Below are 15,878 nucleotides of genomic sequence, written 5' to 3' on the forward strand. Positions count from 1 at the left end.
ATGGCACGGAGATCGGCTCCCTTTCCCCCTCGCCCCCTTGGGGGGAGAGGGCTGGGGTGAGGGGGGAATTCAACTGACACCCCACAACCTTCGGATCACACCCGAAACTGATCCATCAAACTCTGCTGCTGATTCGCCAGGCTATTGAGCGACTGGCTCACCCGCGCCGACTCATTCGCCTGCCCGGACAGCGACTCGGTGACATCGCGAATCGTCGCCACGTTATTGTTGATCTCCTCAGCCACCGCACTTTGCTCTTCAGCGGCGCTGGCAATCTGCAGGTTCATGTCGCTGATCACCGTCACCGCATCGCCAATCTGGCGCAGCGCGGTCACCGCTTGGCCAACCTGTTCGACACTGCCCTGAGCCTGACGATGGCTGTTGCCCATCGACCCGACCACATCCTGCGTACCGCTCTGCAACTGCTCGATGACCTGACGGGTTTCTTCCACCGATTCCTGTGTGCGGCGAGCGAGGTTGCGTACCTCATCAGCGACCACGGCAAAACCACGTCCGGCTTCACCAGCACGTGCCGCTTCGATCGCGGCGTTGAGCGCCAGCAGGTTGGTCTGCTCGGCAATCGCGCGAATGGTTTCCAGCACCGCGCCGATTTTCTCGCTGTTGGCGGCGAGGCCTTCGACCTGCACCATCGCTGCGCTCATGTCGGCGGCGAGGGTGTCGATGCTCGCGGTGGTGCGGTCGATCACGGTCAGGCCCTGACGGGTAGCGCGATCGGCATCCTTGGCCGCCTCGGCAGCCTGCGCGGCGCTGCGGGCGACGTCTTGCGCAGTGGCGCTCATTTCGTGGGATGCGGTGGCGACCTGATCGACCTGCCGATATTGCTGCTCCATGCCGGCGCTGGTCTGGGTGGCAATCGCTGAGGACTGGTCGGCGGTGTTGCGCGCATCCTGCACCGAGCGTTTCACCTCGGCGATGATCGGCTGCAACTTGTCGAGGAACTTGTTGAACCAACCGGCCAACTGACCGAGTTCGTCCTTTTTGTCGTAGGCCAGACGGCGGGTCAGGTCGCCTTCGCCGCTGGCGATGTCTTCGAGCATGTGCGCCACGCCGAGGATCGGTTTGGTCACGCTGCGCGCCATCAGCCACACCAGCAGCAAGCCGATCAACGCCGCCAGCACGCCAAGGCTCAGTTCGATCAAAGTGCCCGAGTTATTGCTGGCATCCAGTTGTTGCTTGAGCGCCTCGGCGCGGCTGACCAGGACCTTTTCCGGTACGTCGAGCAACACGCCCCACGACGGGCCCCCGGGAATCGGCGGGAACGGCGACAGCACTTTCAACTGGCCGTTGCTGTGCAGGCTGCTGACGGTTGTGCTGGAAGCGAGTTTGCTCAGCAGTTCGGCGCCGCTGATTTTGTCCACGGCATCCAGACGCTGACTGAGTTTGCCGGCATCCGGGCTGTAACCGGCGAGCAGGCCGGCGGGGCTGATGATGCTCACGGCGGTCTGGCCGTCATAGAGCTTCTTGCTCGCGCCCTGACTGATGGCTTGCAGACTGTTGAGGTTGATGTCGACCGACAGCGAGGCGATGACTTTGCCATTGACCATCAGCGGGAAGACGATGCTGGTCATCAGCACTTTTTGCCCGTCGATCACATAGAAGTAGGGTTCGATCACACACGGCTTGAGCGTAGCGCGCGGGCAGGTGAACCAGGCGTTCGCGGCTTGGCCGCTGGGGCCGGTGCTGGTGTCGGCCATGTCGCTTTCCGGCAGGGCCATCGAGGTGACTTTGCCTGGCGTTGGTTGCGACCAGTACAGGGCGAAACGGCCCTTGTCATTGCTGCCCAATTCGGCTTGGCCGGCGAACAATTCGTCCTTGCCGTCCAGCGCGTTGGCTTCGAACACCAGCGACAGGCCGAGCAAGTCCGGGTTGGCTTGCAGCGCCGATTTGACCTGGCGAGTCATGTCTTCGCGCAGGTCGAAGGCATCGAGGAAGCGTTTCTCGGCCTGTTCACGCAGGAACAAAACCTGGCGCGAAAAACCGTGGCCGTACTGATAGGCGTCCATGAACTGCTGGCGGATGCCGGCAGCCTGCACCTCACCTTGCGACTCGATGCGCGCTTGCGCCGACTCGGTGAGCATTTCCATGCTCGAAGCTTTCACCAGTGCAGAACTGTGCTCCATGCGATACAGCGAAAGACCCACCAACAGGGTCACGACACCGGCCAGGCAGAGGCCGGCGAGCAGGGTGATTTTCCATTGGATGGAAAGTTGTCTGAGCGACATGGAGACGTCCTTATTCGATAAATATCTGAGACTTTGCACTGTAACGGCCGCAAATCGGCTTTCTTTATCCTTGAAACTCAATATGGCGGATTGCCGCACCCGAAATCGCCCGCTCGCTTTGACACTGCGGCCACTCTGCGGCACAGTGCGCGCCCTTCTAATAAGACCCTCTTTGCAAATCCGCCGGTTAAGCTTTGGCGGACTCTTTCTGTCTGGCGGTCGGTTTTCCACCGCAGTGTTTTTTGAGGTAGTGAAATGAATGCAGTCATAGCGGCAGTCGGCGTCATGCTGATTCTCAGCCTGTCCCGCGTGCACGTGGTGATCGCCTTGATCGTTGGCGCGCTGGTCGGCGGCCTGACCGGTGGTCTGGGCATCGATGCCACGCTCAAGGCGTTCAACAGCGGCCTGGGCGGCGGGGCGACGGTGGCGTTGTCCTACGCGTTGCTCGGCGCTTTCGCCGTGGCGATTGCCAAGTCTGGCCTGGCCCATGCGCTAGCCGACAAGGCCCTGGCGATGGTCGACCGTCAGCATGCGACTGGCGGTGGCAGCGTCAAATGGCTGCTGATCGGCCTGTTGTGGGTGGTGGCGATCGCTTCGCAGAACATCCTGCCGATCCACATCGCGTTCATTCCGCTGCTGGTGCCGCCGCTTCTCTATGTACTGACCAAGCTGCAACTCGACCGCCGCTTGATCGCCTGCGTCATGACGTTCGGTCTGATCACCCCGTACATGTTCCTGCCGGTGGGCTTCGGTAACATTTTCCTCAACGAGATTTTGTTGGCGAATGTTGCGCGCAGCGGCGTCGACATCAGCGGCATCAACGTCACCCACGCCATGGGCCTTCCGGCGCTGGGCATGGTCTTTGGTCTGGCGATGGCGTTTATCAGCTACCGCAAGAAACGCGTGTACGACCTGGCGAAGATCGAGCAGGTCGAGCAAGTCGCGGTGCAGTACAACCCGCTGAGCCTGATGATTGCCGGTGTGGCGATTGCCGCTGCGTTCATTGTGCAGTTGCTGCTGGACTCGATGATTATCGGGGCACTGGTCGGTTTTCTGATCTTCTCGGCATCAGGCATCGTGAAATGGCGCGAGACCGATGACCTCTTCACCGAGGGCATGAAGATGATGGCGATGATCGGCTTCATCATGATCGCCGCGTCTGGTTTTGCCGAAGTGATGAAGGCCACTGGCGAAGTGCAGACGCTGGTTGAATCCTCGGCGTCGTGGATCAATCACAGCAAGGGCATCGGTGCACTATTGATGCTGCTGGTCGGGTTGCTGGTGACCATGGGCATCGGTTCGTCGTTTTCCACTGTGCCGATTCTGGCAGCGATTTTCGTGCCGCTGTGCGTGCAACTTGGCTTCAGCCCGATCGCGATTGTATGCATCGTCGGTACCGCTGGTGCGTTGGGCGACGCCGGTTCGCCTGCTTCGGATTCGACGCTGGGCCCGACCTCCGGCCTGAATATCGACGGTCAGCATCACCACATCTGGGACACCGTGGTGCCGACGTTCCTGCACTACAACCTGCCGCTGCTGGCGTTCGGCTGGGTGGCCGCGATGGTTCTTTAAACCCCACGTCTCCCCTGTAGGAGTGAGCCTGCTCGCGATAGCGGTGTATCTGTCAGTACATCTGCCAACTGATACACCGCTATCGCGAGCAGGCTCACTCCTACAGGGGATGGGGTGACCACGGACTCAACTTTTGCTTGCGCGTGCCGTTAAAGCCTTTAACCACGCCAATAAAACCAAAAGAGTGAGCTCCCACAATGCGCCTGAGCCTCAAGGCTAAAGTCCTGTCCCTCGCCGTTCTCCCGGTGTTGCTCTTTGCGCTGGTCATCAGCCTGACCACGCTGTTCATCCTCCAGGAACAGGCGCACAAAGAGGTCGAACAGACCCGCGAACGCCTGCTCGGCGATGCCAAAGCCACTTTGCAAAGTTACGTCGCCGTGGCCATGACCACGATCAAACCGCTGTACGACGCGGCGGCTCCCGGTGATAACGAGGCGCGAGCGCAGGCGATCAAACTGCTGTCGGGTATTCGCTACGGCAAGGACGGCTACTTCTTCGGCTACGACTCCGAGACCGTGCGCCTGTTCAAGGCTAATGACCCCGAAGGCGTGGGCAAAAGCTTCAAGGACAACCGCGATCCGAACGGCGTCTACGTCAATCTCGGTCTGGTGAAAGTGGCGAAGGACGGCACGCACTATCTGCAATACAGCTCGCCGTTGCCGGGGAATGCCAAGGTGCTGGTGCCGAAACTCGGCTACACCGAATACCTGGCCAAGTGGGACATGGCCGTCGGTACTTCGGTCAACCTCGACGGCATCGAGGCACAAGTGGCTTTGGTCGAAGCGCAGGTGCAGGAACGTGTGCAAGGCGTGGTGCTGAGCATCGTCGGCGTGGCGGTGGTGGTGTTGTTGGTGATTGCGGCAGCGGGGATGCTGCTGGCCAATACCATTTTGCGTCCGCTGAATTTGATGAAGGCCAACCTCGATGACATCGCGGCGGGCGAGGGCGATCTGACCCGTCGACTGAACATCACCAGCCAGGACGAACTCGGCGAACTGGCCGGCTCGTTCAATCGCTTCGTCGACAAGATCCATGGCCTGGTGCGGCAGATCACCGAAATGACCACGCAACTGACCGGGCTGGTGACGCAGGTGTCGGATCAGGCCCAGCGTTCGGATCAGGCGATGGAGCGTCAGCGCCACGAAACCGATCAGGTTGCCACGGCGATCAATGAAATGTCCGCCGCCGCACAAGAAGTAGCGAAGAGCGCGCAGAACGCCGCCGTCGCCGCTCAGCAGACCGACGAAGAAGGCCAGAGCGCCAAGCGTGTGGTGGCCGGCAGCATCAAGCAGATTCATGCGTTGGTCGATGACATCCGCAGCAGCGGCGTGTCGCTCGATAGCTTGCAGCAGGACGTGACGTCGATTGTCGGCGTGCTCGGGGTGATTCGTTCGATTGCCGAGCAGACCAACCTGCTGGCATTGAACGCGGCGATTGAAGCGGCGCGGGCTGGTGAAGCCGGGCGCGGGTTTGCCGTGGTGGCGGACGAAGTACGGGCGTTGGCCAGTCGAACGCAGATCAGCACCCAGGAGATTCAGGGCATGATCGATCGCTTGCAGGCGGGCACGCAATCGGCGGTCGAGGCGATGCGCCGCTCCAGCGAGGCGGGTGACGGCACTTCGCAGCAGGCCAATCAGGCCGGGGCTTCGCTGGATGCGATGGCCGAGCTGATCGCGACGATCAACTCGATGAACGCGCAGATTGCCAGCGCGGCGGAGGAGCAGACGGCGGTGGCCGAAGAGATCAACCGCAGCGTGCATCAGATTGCGGTGGCGGTGGACAGCGTGGCCGATGAAACGCAGTTGGGTGCGCAGACGTCGCGTAGTCTGGCGGAGCTGGGGCAGCGCCTTGGCAAACTTGTGGGCCAGTTCCGGATCTGACAGCGTGAAAAGCCCCTCACCCTAACCCTCTCCCGGAGGGAGAGGGGACTGATTGGGGGATGCTTTGGAACTACGCCGACCTGAAACAGCTTTACCGAATCCATAATCGACAGAATCTTTCCGGTCGATGGATGACCCGAGACACCTCGGTCAGTCCCCTCTCCCTCCGGGAGAGGGCTAGGGTGAGGGGCTTTTGATCTTCAAAGACTCAAGGTCGATCCCAATAGGGCACTTCACCAAAGCATTCGACAAAGAAATCAATCACCGTCCGCACCTTCACCGACAACCGCCGGCTCCCCGGCCACAACACCGCAATCTGCTGCGGCTCCAGGCTGTTCGACACCTGATAGTCCCCCAGCACCGGCACCAGCGTGCCATCGCGCACCGCTTCGCCAATCAGCCAGGACGGAAACATCACCAGCCCCAAACCCTGTTCAGCGGCTTGGGTGAGAGTGTCGGCGTGGTTGCCAGTGATCGGGCCTTTTACCGAGTACGGCGTCCATTCCTCACCATCACGACGGAAAAACCAGCGCTGCTGGCCGGTCGCGCCTTTGTAGGCCAGGCATTGGTGTTGCGCCAGATCTTCGGGTTTCTGCGGTGTACCGTGGCGTTTGAGATACGCCGGGCTGGCCGCGACCTGAAAGCGGTGCGGCGCCAGGATCCGTGCCTGCATGCTCGAGTCGTGCAGTGGGCCGATGCGAAACAGCAGGTCGGCGCCTTCCTGCAACGGGTCGACGTAATGGTCGGTCTGCTGGATATCCAGTTGCAGCTTCGGATAACGCGCACATAACTTGCCCAGCCACGGCGTCAGATGCCGCTGGCCGAACACCACCGGGGCGTTGATGCGCACCAGGCCGGTGGGTTCGCTTTGCTGTTCTTGCAACGCTTGTTCGGCTTCTTCCAGTTGCACCAGTACCAGCCGCGCATGATGACCGAGCATGCGCCCGGCTTCAGTCGGCGTCACCGCGCGGGTGTGGCGGTAGAGCAATTGCTGGTTCAACGCCTGCTCCATCAATTGGATCTGCCGGGAAATCGACGAGGGCGCCACACCTTCGCGGCGGGCGACTTCGGAAAAACTACCGTGATCGAGCACGGCGACAAACAGCCTTAGCGCCTTGAATCCGAGTTCGTTGAGCCCGTGCATCGTTCGTCCTGCTGTGCGAGTTGCGCAAAAGTGTTGTCCGGATGCTCCCATTTATCGCACAGCTTGACCAGCCGATAATCCGCGCCATCGTTTACTTGAGTGGAATGTTGTTTATGCAGACGTTGGATGAGGTGAGCGTTAGCGCGCCGGCGACGAAATCGGGATTGCGCTTGTTGTTGCTGCCGCTGGTGATTCTCGCGGGCATGGGCTTGTCGGTGGAGGCGGGATTGCTCGGGCCGTTGGGTGTGCAGGTCGGGCATCTGTGGGCGACCTTGAGCATCTTCGGGGTTGGCTCGGCGATTCTGTTTTTGCTGCTGTTGTTTGCGGGGCCGCAAAAAGGCCCGGCCCTGACTGATCTGCCGCGTTGGCAGTTGATCGGTGGGTTTCTGGGGCCGATGTATGTGGTGGTGCTGACGTTGGCGACGCCGCATATCGGCATTGCCATGACCATGATCGCGATTCTGTCCGGTCAGGTGGGCAAGAGTGTGCTGATCGACCATTTCGGCTGGTTCGGCGCGACGCGCAAGAAGGTTAATGCCGAGCGCTGGCTGGCGTTGGGGTTGATTGTGGTGGCTTTGGTTTTGATTGCGCGGGGGTGAGTGATGAGTCTGATTATTTTGTTGGCGGTGGTGGTGTTGGCCGGTGCGGTGTTGAGCGTGCAGGCGGCGATCAATGGGCGTCTGGGCGAGTCGGTTGGGGTGTTGCGCAGTAGTTTGTTGACGTTTGTTGTGGGCGCCGTGACGACGGGGTTGTTGATTTTGTTTTTTGAGCCGGCGCATGCGGTGAGTCTGTTGGATGTGCCGAAGTGGCAGTTGACCGGGGCGTTGTTTGGTGTGGTGTACATGATGGTGATGGTCGGGGCGGTGCCGGTGGTGGGGACGGCTGTGGCGACGGTGGCGGTGATTGTCGGGCAGTTGGGGATGGGGATGTTGATTGATAATTTTGGCTGGTTGGGGAATCCGGCGATTGAGCTGTCTGGTTCGCGGATTTTGGCGATGGTGTGTTTGGGGGTGGCTTTGGTGTTTATGTATAGGAGTTCGCGTCAGGCTGGGTGAGTTGAGGTGAGTACATATCCGTTGCTGCGGTAACGGCCACTTAGGGTTCCGCCCTTACGGCGGGTCACTTTTTCCAGACGCCGAAAAAGTAACCAAAAAGGCTTGCTCCTACGTGCGGCCCGCTCGCTGGGGCTCGGGGTCCCTTCGCTCCGGGATCGATCCGGGCGCAGCGTCTCCGGTTTGCTTCGCTGCACCTACTCCCGCTGTGTTTGGCTGCGCCAAACGGTCGCTGCGCTCCCACGCCCGGATCAATCCCTCCACTCAGCCTTCCGACGTCGCCTTACAGATCAAGATCAAGAGCAGGCGAGCTGACACTCGGCCTATTGAGTGGTGAGGAGCGGGTGTTCGGCTTTGGTTTTGTGGTGGGGCTGCCCCTCACCCCAGCCCTCTCCCGAGGGAGAGGGGGCCGATGGTGGGCTTTTCGGAATTTGCGTTCACCGCGGTAGCGCACGTCGGCGTATCTCTCCCAAACACCTCAATCAGTCCCCTCTCCCGAGGGAGAGGGAGCCGATGGTGGGCTTTTCGGAATTTGCGTTCACCGCGGTAGCGCACGTCGGCGTATCTCTCCCAAACACCTCAATCAGTCCCCTCTCCCGAGGGAGAGGGGGCCGATGGTGGGCCTTTCAGAATCTGAGTTCACCGCGGTATCGCACGTCGGCGTATCTCTCCCAAACACCTCAATCAGTCCCCTCTCCCGAGGGAGAGGGGGCCGATGGTGGGCCTTTCAGAATCTGAGTTCACCGCGGTATCGCACGTCGGCGTATCTCTCCCAAACACCTCAATCAGTCCCCTCTCCCTCCGGGAGAGGGCTAGGGTGAGGGGCTCTTGATCTGGCTTGTGATCTTGCTTTGGCTTTGGCTTTGGCTTTGGCTTTGGCTTTGGCTTTGGCTTTGGCTTTGGCTTTGGCTTTGGCTTTGGCTTTGGCTTTGGCTTTGGCTTTGGCTTCGGCTTTTGATCTTTTGCCCCTTCGGCAGGCCGAGCGGAGGTGTTCATCCGGGGGGGCGCGAAGCGCCGTGCGGCGAAGCCGCACACATCGAGAGGAGGTGCAGCGAAGCAAACCGTAGGCGATGCCCCCGGATGGACACCGTAGCGAGGGAACACTGAGCCTCAGCGAAGTGCCGTACGCCGGGGCAAGCCTTTTTGGTTACTTTTTCGGCGTCTGGAAAAAGTGACCCGCCGTAAGGGCCATCCCTTTCAAGGTCTTCGGTAAAATCCCCTGAAATTTCATTCAGGGATCCCCAAACGATGTGGGCCGATGTTCTAGCGCGTTTCGAGAAAAAAGCACCTGCCAGTGTCATGGCTAAATTGGCTCTGGAGCAGGCTATTGCCCCTGAGTGGGTCGATCAGGTTTTCGAAGAGCATCGGCAACGGCAGTATTCTCGTGAGCTGCTGTTCTCGACCATCATCAAGCTGATGTCCCTTGTTTCATTGGGCCTGAAGCCATCCCTGCACGCCGCCGCGCGGCAACTGGAAGATCTTCCTGTCAGTTTGGCGGCTCTCTACGACAAGATCAGTCGTACCGAGCCGGCGCTGTTGCGCGCCCTGGTTACGGGCTGCGCTCAACGCCTGACTCCAACCATAAAAGAGCTGGGTTGCACGACGATGCTGCCGGGTTGGCAGGTTCGGGTAGTGGACGGTAATCACTTGGCATCCACTGAGAAACGTCTGGGAGCTTTACGTCACGAGCGCGGCGCCGCTCGTCCCGGTTTTTCGGTGGTGGCCTACGACCCCGACCTCGATCAGGTCATCGACCTTCAGGCGTGTGAGGATGCCTACGCAAGCGAGCGTGTTTGCGTGCTGCCGCTGTTGGCTGATGCCGAGCCGGGCCAAGTGTGGTTGGCTGATCGACTCTATTGCACGCTCCCGGTCATGGAAGCTTGTGAGCAGGCCCAGACCTCCTTTGTCATTCGCCAGCAAGCCAAGCATCCACGCTTGATTCAAGAAGGTGAGTGGCAAGAGCCGGTGCCTGTGGAAACAGGCACTGTGCGTGAGCAGATCATCCAGGTCAGAGGCGGTTACCAATGTCGGCGTGTCGAACTGACGCTTCATTCGCCAACGGACTCGGGAGACAGCAGCTTGATGTTCTGGAGCAACCTACCCCAAAGCGTCAGTGCACAGCAGATCGCAGAGCTCTATCGCCGCCGCTGGAGCATTGAAGGTATGTTCCAGCGACTGGAAGCGATTCTGGAAAGTGAAATCGAAACCCTTGGCAGCCCAAAGGCTGCCTTGCTCGGGTTCGCCACTGCGGTATTGGCCTACAACGTCCTGGCCGTCCTCAAACGAAGTGTCGAGCAAGCTCACCGGGAGACTCAGCCTGAAGGATGGGAAGCCTCCATCTATCACTTGGCGGTTCAGGTCAGGAGTGGTTATGAGGGAATGCAGATTGCGCTGCCCTCGGAATATCTTCCCGTTGTCCCTCTGGAGCAACTGGCCCAACGCTTGTTGGAGCTGGCCAGAAACATCCAGCCCAAACAAGTTGCGAAAAGCCCTCGCGGTCCCAAGGTGCCTAAACCCAAGACATGGGTTCAAGGTACAGCGGTCCATGCTCATGTCTCAACGGACAGAGTTATCAAGGCTGCCAAAACGAAAAGACCTTGAAAGGGATGGCCGTAAGGGCGGAACCCTAAGCAGCCGTTACCGCAGCAACGGATATGCCCCCAAACCCCCAAACCCCCAGCCCCACAACCCCCCAAATCTCCGACAGCTTCTACACTGGTTATCACGGCTTACCCCTCAAGCCCCAGACAACCCCCACCCAAGGAGTCTGTCCCATGCCCGATAGAAAATGCGATTGTCCCAACTGCAAGTGCACCATCAAAGAAGGCGATCATGCCTACGCCGTCCACGGCAAACACTATTGCTGCGAGGCCTGCGCCCACCACCACAAAAGTGGTGAAGAGTGTTCAACCAAGGGCTGTAAATGCGCCCACGGATGAACAACGACGCATAAAAAAGTGGAGCCTAATCAGGCTCCACTTCCAGTTTCAGGCTTTCATCCTCCAGCCGCTCGGTATGCCGCACCGTGCCCTGCAGTCGTCGGCCCTCAACCCTGACCACCACGGTTTTCGCCTGGTCGAGATCTTCCGGCAGCGGTGCCGGCACTCGCAGGGCAAAGCAAAACGGATCATCTTCGACCGCCTCCAGCCCAACGCGGCAGTCCACGCTTTTGGTGATCCGCCCGAACAGCGTATCGAGGCCGTAGTCCAGATGCGCCGGGCTGCTGATGTTGCTCATGGTGCATTCCCCCGAATGATGCCGATCGCCAGGCAGAGCTTAGCTGGTCGGTCGCCACACGACGTTTTCCACGCCGAATTTTTCCGCCATCGGTTTGCTGGTCTTCTGCACCTTCTCACGGCCAAAACGCGGGATGCGGCCGACCCCGGCGTCGCAGCTTGCCCAGTGCCACGCCTCGGCGTTGTCCATCTTGTCCGAGCGGATAATGAACGACTTGGGCGTGCCGTGAAGGGTGTAGTCGATGACATAGAGTTTTGCGTTGTTCATAAAGCCCGTATTCCTCCCTGTGGTAATAGAGGGATCGCGGCGCACCGGGAAAATTCACTCGGATTGTCCGACGGTCTCTATCGTTGGCGACGCCGTGGCGCACTGGGTACCATGGGTCTTTCGCCAACCCCAATGAATGCTCGCCATGGCCCTTGCCGCACCGCCCGATCTCAGTGATACCGACGTGCCCGTGCAACGCGTGGCGCGGACCTATCCGCGCGGCTTGTTTATCGAGCCGCATGAGCATGTCTGGGGGCAGTTGCTGTATGCGATGAGCGGGGTGATGTGGGTTGAGACGCCGCACGAAGCGCTGGTGGTACCGCCGCAGCGCGCAGTGTGGTTGCCGCCGGGTGTGCCGCACGGGATTCGGGTGGTGTCGGATCTGCAGATGCGCAATATCTACCTGCGCCCGGCGCTGGCGGCGACGCTCGATCAGACGGTGCAGGTGATCGAGGTCGGCGGTTTGCTGCGCGAGTTGATTGTCGGGCTGGTGGAGCAGGGCGACAGCGGTGATCCGGCGTATTACGAAGCGCTGGTCGGGTTGGCCTTGCTGGAGCTGAAACGCGCACGGCGTTCGCAGTTGAAAATCCCGATGCCGGACGACTCCGACCGGCGCTTGATGAATCTGTGTCAGGCGGTGATGGCGGCGCCGTCGCTGGAGATTGCTTTCGAACAGCATGCGCAAAATGCCGGAGCCAGCGTGCGCACGTTAGCGCGGTTGTTCAAGGACAGCCTCGGCATGGGCTTCGCCGAGTGGCGGCGGCAGGTGCAACTGGCGACGGCGGTGGCGGAACTGATTCAGGGCGTGGCGGTGAGTGTGATTGCCCGGGAACTCGGCTATTCACCCAGCAGTTTCAGTGACATGTTTCGCCGCGAATTGGGCGTGGCGCCCTCGCAATTCATGACTCACAGCGGATGATTAGACTGGCCTAAGACCTGTAGGCCTTCGCCTGCTCGCGATAGCGGTGTGTCATTCAACTATGCATCAGCTGACACACCGCTATCGCGAGCAGGCTCACTCCTACAATGGACTGTGTTGGCTCCAAAGGTTTGTCCGAAATTCAGAAGTCCTTGGCCGATTCCATCCCGGCCGGTTCCCTAAACTCTGTCCATTCCCTTCAAACGGCGGAGTGATTCCCCATGAACTACCTGATTTCGCTGGCCATCGGTCTCGGCGTCGGCCTGCTCTATGGCGCGCTGGATTTCCGTTCTCCCGCACCGCCGGCCATCGCGCTGGTCGGTTTGCTCGGCATGTTGGCCGGTGAACAGTTGTGGCCGATGGGCCGGCAATTGGTCGCCGGTTGGTTGTCCTGAATTTCCTCTTTTCCTTCGGTGGATGTCCTCATGAAAGCACTGCAATTCGATAAAACCGGCGACCTGTCTTCCCTGCGCTGTGTCGAGGTGCCGACCCCGGTCCCCGGCGCTGAAGAAGTGCTGGTGCAGATCAAGGCTGCCGGGCTGAATCCCAGCGATGTGAAAAACGTCCTCGGCCGCTTCCCCTACACCACGCTGCCACGGATTCCCGGTCGCGATTTCGCCGGTGTCGTCGTCGAAGGCCCGCAAGCGTTGATCGGTCAGGAAGTCTGGGGCACTGGCCGTGAGCTCGGCTTTTTCGCCGATGGCACCCATGCCGGGTTCGTCAAACTGCCGGCCAATGGCGTGGCGCACAAACCCTCGCACCTGAGTTTCACCCAGGCGGCCAGCCTCGGCGTGCCTTACACCACAGCGTGGGATGCGCTGGAACGCAGTCTGGTAACGGCCGAAACCCGTTTGCTGGTGATCGGCGGCGGGGCGGTGGCCACCGCTGCTTTGGCGCTGGCGAAAGTGCGCGGCGCGCAGTTGCTGGCAGCCGCGCGGCGCCCGGAGCAGGTGGCCGATTTGCAGACGCAGGGTTATCAAACGATTCAGCTGGATAAGCCCGAAGACCTCGGCGCGCAGGTCAACGCGGTATATCGCGGCGGCGCCGATGTGATCTTCGACACCACCGGTTTCTGGTTGCCGGCGTCGGTGGCGGCATTGGCCACGTTCGGCCGGATCGCAATCATCGCGGCGCCGGTGGACGGGCATGTGCAACTGCCGGCACTGGCGCTGTATCGCAAGGGTGGCTCGGTGGTCGGGATCAATTCGCTGCTGTATGGCGTTGCAGCCTGTGCGGCGATGCTCGAGCAGTTCGGGCGGTTCTTTGATGAAGGCTTGTTGCCGTTGCCGCAAGGGTTGGTCGAAGCGCCGTTGGCCGAAGGCCTGGCGCGCTACGCCGACGTCAATCAGGGCAGCGGTGACAAGGTCATCCTAATTCCCTGACCCACCGCAAAACCCCTGTAGGCCTTCGCCTGCTCGCGATAGCGGTGTAACAGTCACCCATGCATCAACTGACACACCGCGATCGCGAGCAGGCTCACTCCTACAGTAGATCGGTGTGTAGCTCAGGATTGCGGGACGCCGTTTTCCCACTCCGACCAGTTTTTCAGGATGTCCTGCACCAGCGGATTACCCGCGCGATAAAGATTCTCCAGCGCCGGCACAAAGCCGCCCTGATCGGCGTACTTGAGCAGGTTGTCCACTTCACTGCCGCCCGGCTCAGGACGGTCAAAGTCGGAGCCGGCGCGCACCACGGCGAGGCGTTGCACGTCGACCAGACCTTCGCGACTGGCACGCAGCAAGGCCTCATAGGTCGAGTTGTCTTCCTGCTGCGTCGTGCAGTATTCGCCCTTGTTGTCGGTCAGCAGTTTGGTCCAGACCTCGGCCCGTTCGCTCAGTCGCGTGCCGGAAAACCAGGTGTTGCCGGCCAGTGTGTCGCAGCGCGTCACCACCGGTGGTTGATTGGCCGGCGCCGACGGATATTTCAGGCGCCACGCGGCAGACTCCTTGCTTTCGCTCAGCTCGACCTTGTGGCTCAGGGCGAAAGCCTTGGCCTGCAATTTCGGGTTGAGTTCAAAGACTTCGGTCTTGTAGTCCAGCGGCGGTTTTTCGTTCGGGCCTTTGGTGTTGATGCCCAGATAACCGGTCGGCCAGCTCGACGGCGCATCGCGCGAATCGATCTCCCATTGCGTGCCGAACTCCACCAGATAATGCGCCCATGCAGCGGTGCCGATGGTCCCGTGTTTCGGGCTGATCCCGGCAATGCCGGCGATCAGGAAGTAGCTTTTGCGCAGGTCGAATTTCGGCGACAGCGCCAACGCCAATGTCGAAGCGGCCGCGTTGGTTTGACCCATGCCGGTGGTCAGCAGGCACACCTGCTGCGCGTTGCAGCGGATGCTCGGGTACTCGGCGGACAGGCCCGGCACGCGGATTTCCTGCTTCAACTCCAGGCGATCAATCCAGTGTTGTGCCTCGGGGGCGAACATGGTGATCAGCACGACTTTCGGTTGAATCGGCGCCTCGGCGGCCCACGCGGTGGAAGAGAGCAGGGCCGCGCCGGCCAGGGTCAAACGCATCATTGCTTGCATGGAAAACTCCTTGATTCAGAACTGATAACCGACGCCGGCGTAGTAACCCCAGCCGTTGGAACGCGCACGGAAATTGCCATCGCCAAAATTCAGCTCGCTGCCGTCCTCCCAGTTGCCGCCGTTGTGGAAATAACGGCCGACCAGGGTGAAGCGCAAGTGGGTGAACGAGTAGAGCAGGACGTTGGTCGCCACCGTCGCGTTGGCCGTGCGCGCAGGGTTGTCCTTGTGGATGTCCGAGCCGAAATCGAAGTTGGTGAAACCGATGTAAGTCAGCGAGGCGCCGTTGCTGAATTTGTCGATCGGCACGATGTACTTCAGTTGCGCGCGATAGCCGTCCCAGGAATATTCGTTGCTGGCGCCATAGTTTTCCCACTGATAACGACCGTAGAGGTTGGCCGACAGATTGACCCGCGAATGGGTGTCGATGTCGGTGCCGAAACCGCTGTAGAGGGTGTTGGCGCGGTTCTCTTTGCGGCTGCCATGGTCGTAGATCCAGTCGAACGCCACATACCATTCCTTGAACGGACCGATGGCCAGGCTGCGGCCGGCAAGGTAGTCGATGGAGATGCGTGGTTCGTGCTCCATGAACACCGGCGAGCCGTGATCCCACACGCCTTTGTCGTGGCTGTTGCCGATATTGAAGATCTTCGGGATGTCGATGTAGCCGTACAACTCGAACGGACCTTTGCGGCCGAAGTACTCGTATTCCAGATAGATGTCGTCGGCCGGTTGTGGGCCGAAGCTGATGTCCTTGCTGCCAATCAACATCAAGTCCTGGTTGTACCAGTCCGACAGGTACGCGCCTTTTTTCGGCGGGCTGGCTTCGGGGCTGAGGGCTTCGCCCTGGGCGGATTCTTCCTTGGCGACCGGTTGCGCCAGAGCGCTGGGGCTGAGAAGTCCGGTAACGCCGGTCAGTAGCAGGGAAACAGCGAGCGTGCACGGGAAAGGTGCGCGAAAAGGGCATGCGATGGGCATTCAAAGTCCTTTTTTTGCGGATCAGGGCCCGGATTCCGTGGGCTTGTACGGTTTTGTTACGA

At 60.4% G+C, this 15,878-nt stretch carries 15 protein-coding genes; 9 read left to right on the forward strand and 6 right to left on the reverse strand.

Features of this window, described 5'->3' with window-relative positions; translation table 11 throughout:
* Positions 1 to 95: 95 nt before the first annotated feature.
* Entirely contained in the window at positions 96 to 2,243 is a 2,148-nt protein-coding gene (locus KBP52_RS28495; protein WP_212621466.1) for a methyl-accepting chemotaxis protein, read from the reverse strand.
* Positions 2,244 to 2,498: 255 nt separating this feature from the next.
* Here KBP52_RS28495 and KBP52_RS28500 point away from each other — a divergent pair, with 255 nt between their 5' ends.
* Positions 2,499 to 3,815, forward strand: coding sequence for a Na+/H+ antiporter NhaC family protein (locus KBP52_RS28500; RefSeq protein WP_116030645.1), 1,317 nt, complete (start codon positions 2,499 to 2,501; stop codon positions 3,813 to 3,815).
* Positions 3,816 to 4,012: 197 nt separating this feature from the next.
* Positions 4,013 to 5,695 carry a methyl-accepting chemotaxis protein gene (locus KBP52_RS28505; protein ID WP_123595127.1) on the forward strand — a complete coding sequence of 561 codons (1,683 nt, stop codon included), beginning with the start codon at positions 4,013 to 4,015 and terminating at the stop codon, positions 5,693 to 5,695.
* 208 nt (positions 5,696 to 5,903) lie between these two features.
* On the opposite strand, the gene KBP52_RS28510 is transcribed toward KBP52_RS28505, so the two are convergent.
* The gene (locus tag KBP52_RS28510; RefSeq protein WP_212621467.1) at positions 5,904 to 6,839 is read right to left on the reverse strand and encodes a LysR family transcriptional regulator; all 936 of its coding nucleotides are present in this window, start codon (positions 6,837 to 6,839) and stop codon (positions 5,904 to 5,906) included.
* A gap of 113 nt (positions 6,840 to 6,952) precedes the next feature.
* Between KBP52_RS28510 and KBP52_RS28515 the strand changes: the two genes are divergently transcribed.
* The 4 genes from KBP52_RS28515 (at position 6,953) to KBP52_RS28530 (ending at position 10,830) form a co-directional block, all read left to right on the forward strand.
* Positions 6,953 to 7,438, forward strand: a complete 486-nt coding sequence (locus tag KBP52_RS28515) for a DMT family transporter (protein WP_016987941.1) — start codon at positions 6,953 to 6,955, stop codon at positions 7,436 to 7,438.
* 3 nt (positions 7,439 to 7,441) lie between these two features.
* Positions 7,442 to 7,894, forward strand: coding sequence for a DMT family transporter (locus tag KBP52_RS28520; RefSeq protein WP_123595130.1), 453 nt, complete (start codon positions 7,442 to 7,444; stop codon positions 7,892 to 7,894).
* A gap of 1,296 nt (positions 7,895 to 9,190) precedes the next feature.
* Positions 9,191 to 10,492 (forward strand): IS4 family transposase, encoded by a 1,302-nt coding sequence (locus tag KBP52_RS28525; protein ID WP_077571455.1) that lies wholly within the window; start codon positions 9,191 to 9,193, stop codon positions 10,490 to 10,492.
* A gap of 173 nt (positions 10,493 to 10,665) precedes the next feature.
* The gene (locus KBP52_RS28530) at positions 10,666 to 10,830 is read left to right on the forward strand and encodes a metallothionein (protein ID WP_077573617.1); all 165 of its coding nucleotides are present in this window, start codon (positions 10,666 to 10,668) and stop codon (positions 10,828 to 10,830) included.
* A 25-nt stretch (positions 10,831 to 10,855) separates the two neighbouring features.
* On the opposite strand, the gene KBP52_RS28535 is transcribed toward KBP52_RS28530, so the two are convergent.
* Both KBP52_RS28535 and KBP52_RS28540 read right to left on the reverse strand, forming a co-directional pair.
* Complete coding sequence (locus tag KBP52_RS28535) at positions 10,856 to 11,128, reverse strand: hypothetical protein (protein ID WP_077573616.1); 273 nt, start codon at positions 11,126 to 11,128, stop codon at positions 10,856 to 10,858.
* Between the two features lie 39 nt (positions 11,129 to 11,167).
* Positions 11,168 to 11,395 (reverse strand): DUF6555 family protein, encoded by a 228-nt coding sequence (locus KBP52_RS28540; protein WP_034154602.1) that lies wholly within the window; start codon positions 11,393 to 11,395, stop codon positions 11,168 to 11,170.
* Positions 11,396 to 11,531: 136 nt separating this feature from the next.
* Here KBP52_RS28540 and KBP52_RS28545 point away from each other — a divergent pair, with 136 nt between their 5' ends.
* From KBP52_RS28545 to KBP52_RS28555, 3 genes are all read left to right on the forward strand, one after another.
* Positions 11,532 to 12,314, forward strand: coding sequence for a helix-turn-helix transcriptional regulator (locus tag KBP52_RS28545; protein WP_212621468.1), 783 nt, complete (start codon positions 11,532 to 11,534; stop codon positions 12,312 to 12,314).
* Positions 12,315 to 12,535: 221 nt separating this feature from the next.
* A complete protein-coding gene (locus KBP52_RS28550; protein ID WP_007969534.1) occupies positions 12,536 to 12,709 on the forward strand; it encodes a DUF1427 family protein in 174 nt (57 codons plus the stop codon).
* Positions 12,710 to 12,739: 30 nt separating this feature from the next.
* Positions 12,740 to 13,696: a zinc-binding alcohol dehydrogenase family protein gene (locus KBP52_RS28555; RefSeq protein WP_212621469.1), complete on the forward strand. Its 957-nt coding sequence runs from the start codon at positions 12,740 to 12,742 to the stop codon at positions 13,694 to 13,696.
* A 122-nt stretch (positions 13,697 to 13,818) separates the two neighbouring features.
* Here KBP52_RS28555 and KBP52_RS28560 read toward each other — a convergent pair whose 3' ends face one another.
* Both KBP52_RS28560 and KBP52_RS28565 read right to left on the reverse strand, forming a co-directional pair.
* Positions 13,819 to 14,841 (reverse strand): purine nucleoside permease, encoded by a 1,023-nt coding sequence (locus KBP52_RS28560; protein WP_212621470.1) that lies wholly within the window; start codon positions 14,839 to 14,841, stop codon positions 13,819 to 13,821.
* Positions 14,842 to 14,856: 15 nt separating this feature from the next.
* Positions 14,857 to 15,816 carry a nucleoside-specific channel-forming protein Tsx gene (locus tag KBP52_RS28565; protein ID WP_212621471.1) on the reverse strand — a complete coding sequence of 320 codons (960 nt, stop codon included), beginning with the start codon at positions 15,814 to 15,816 and terminating at the stop codon, positions 14,857 to 14,859.
* Positions 15,817 to 15,878: the final 62 nt, after the last annotated feature.

Origin of the sequence: Pseudomonas sp. SCA2728.1_7 (genome assembly GCF_018138145.1) — a bacterium.
GTDB lineage: Bacteria > Pseudomonadota > Gammaproteobacteria > Pseudomonadales > Pseudomonadaceae > Aquipseudomonas > Aquipseudomonas koreensis_A.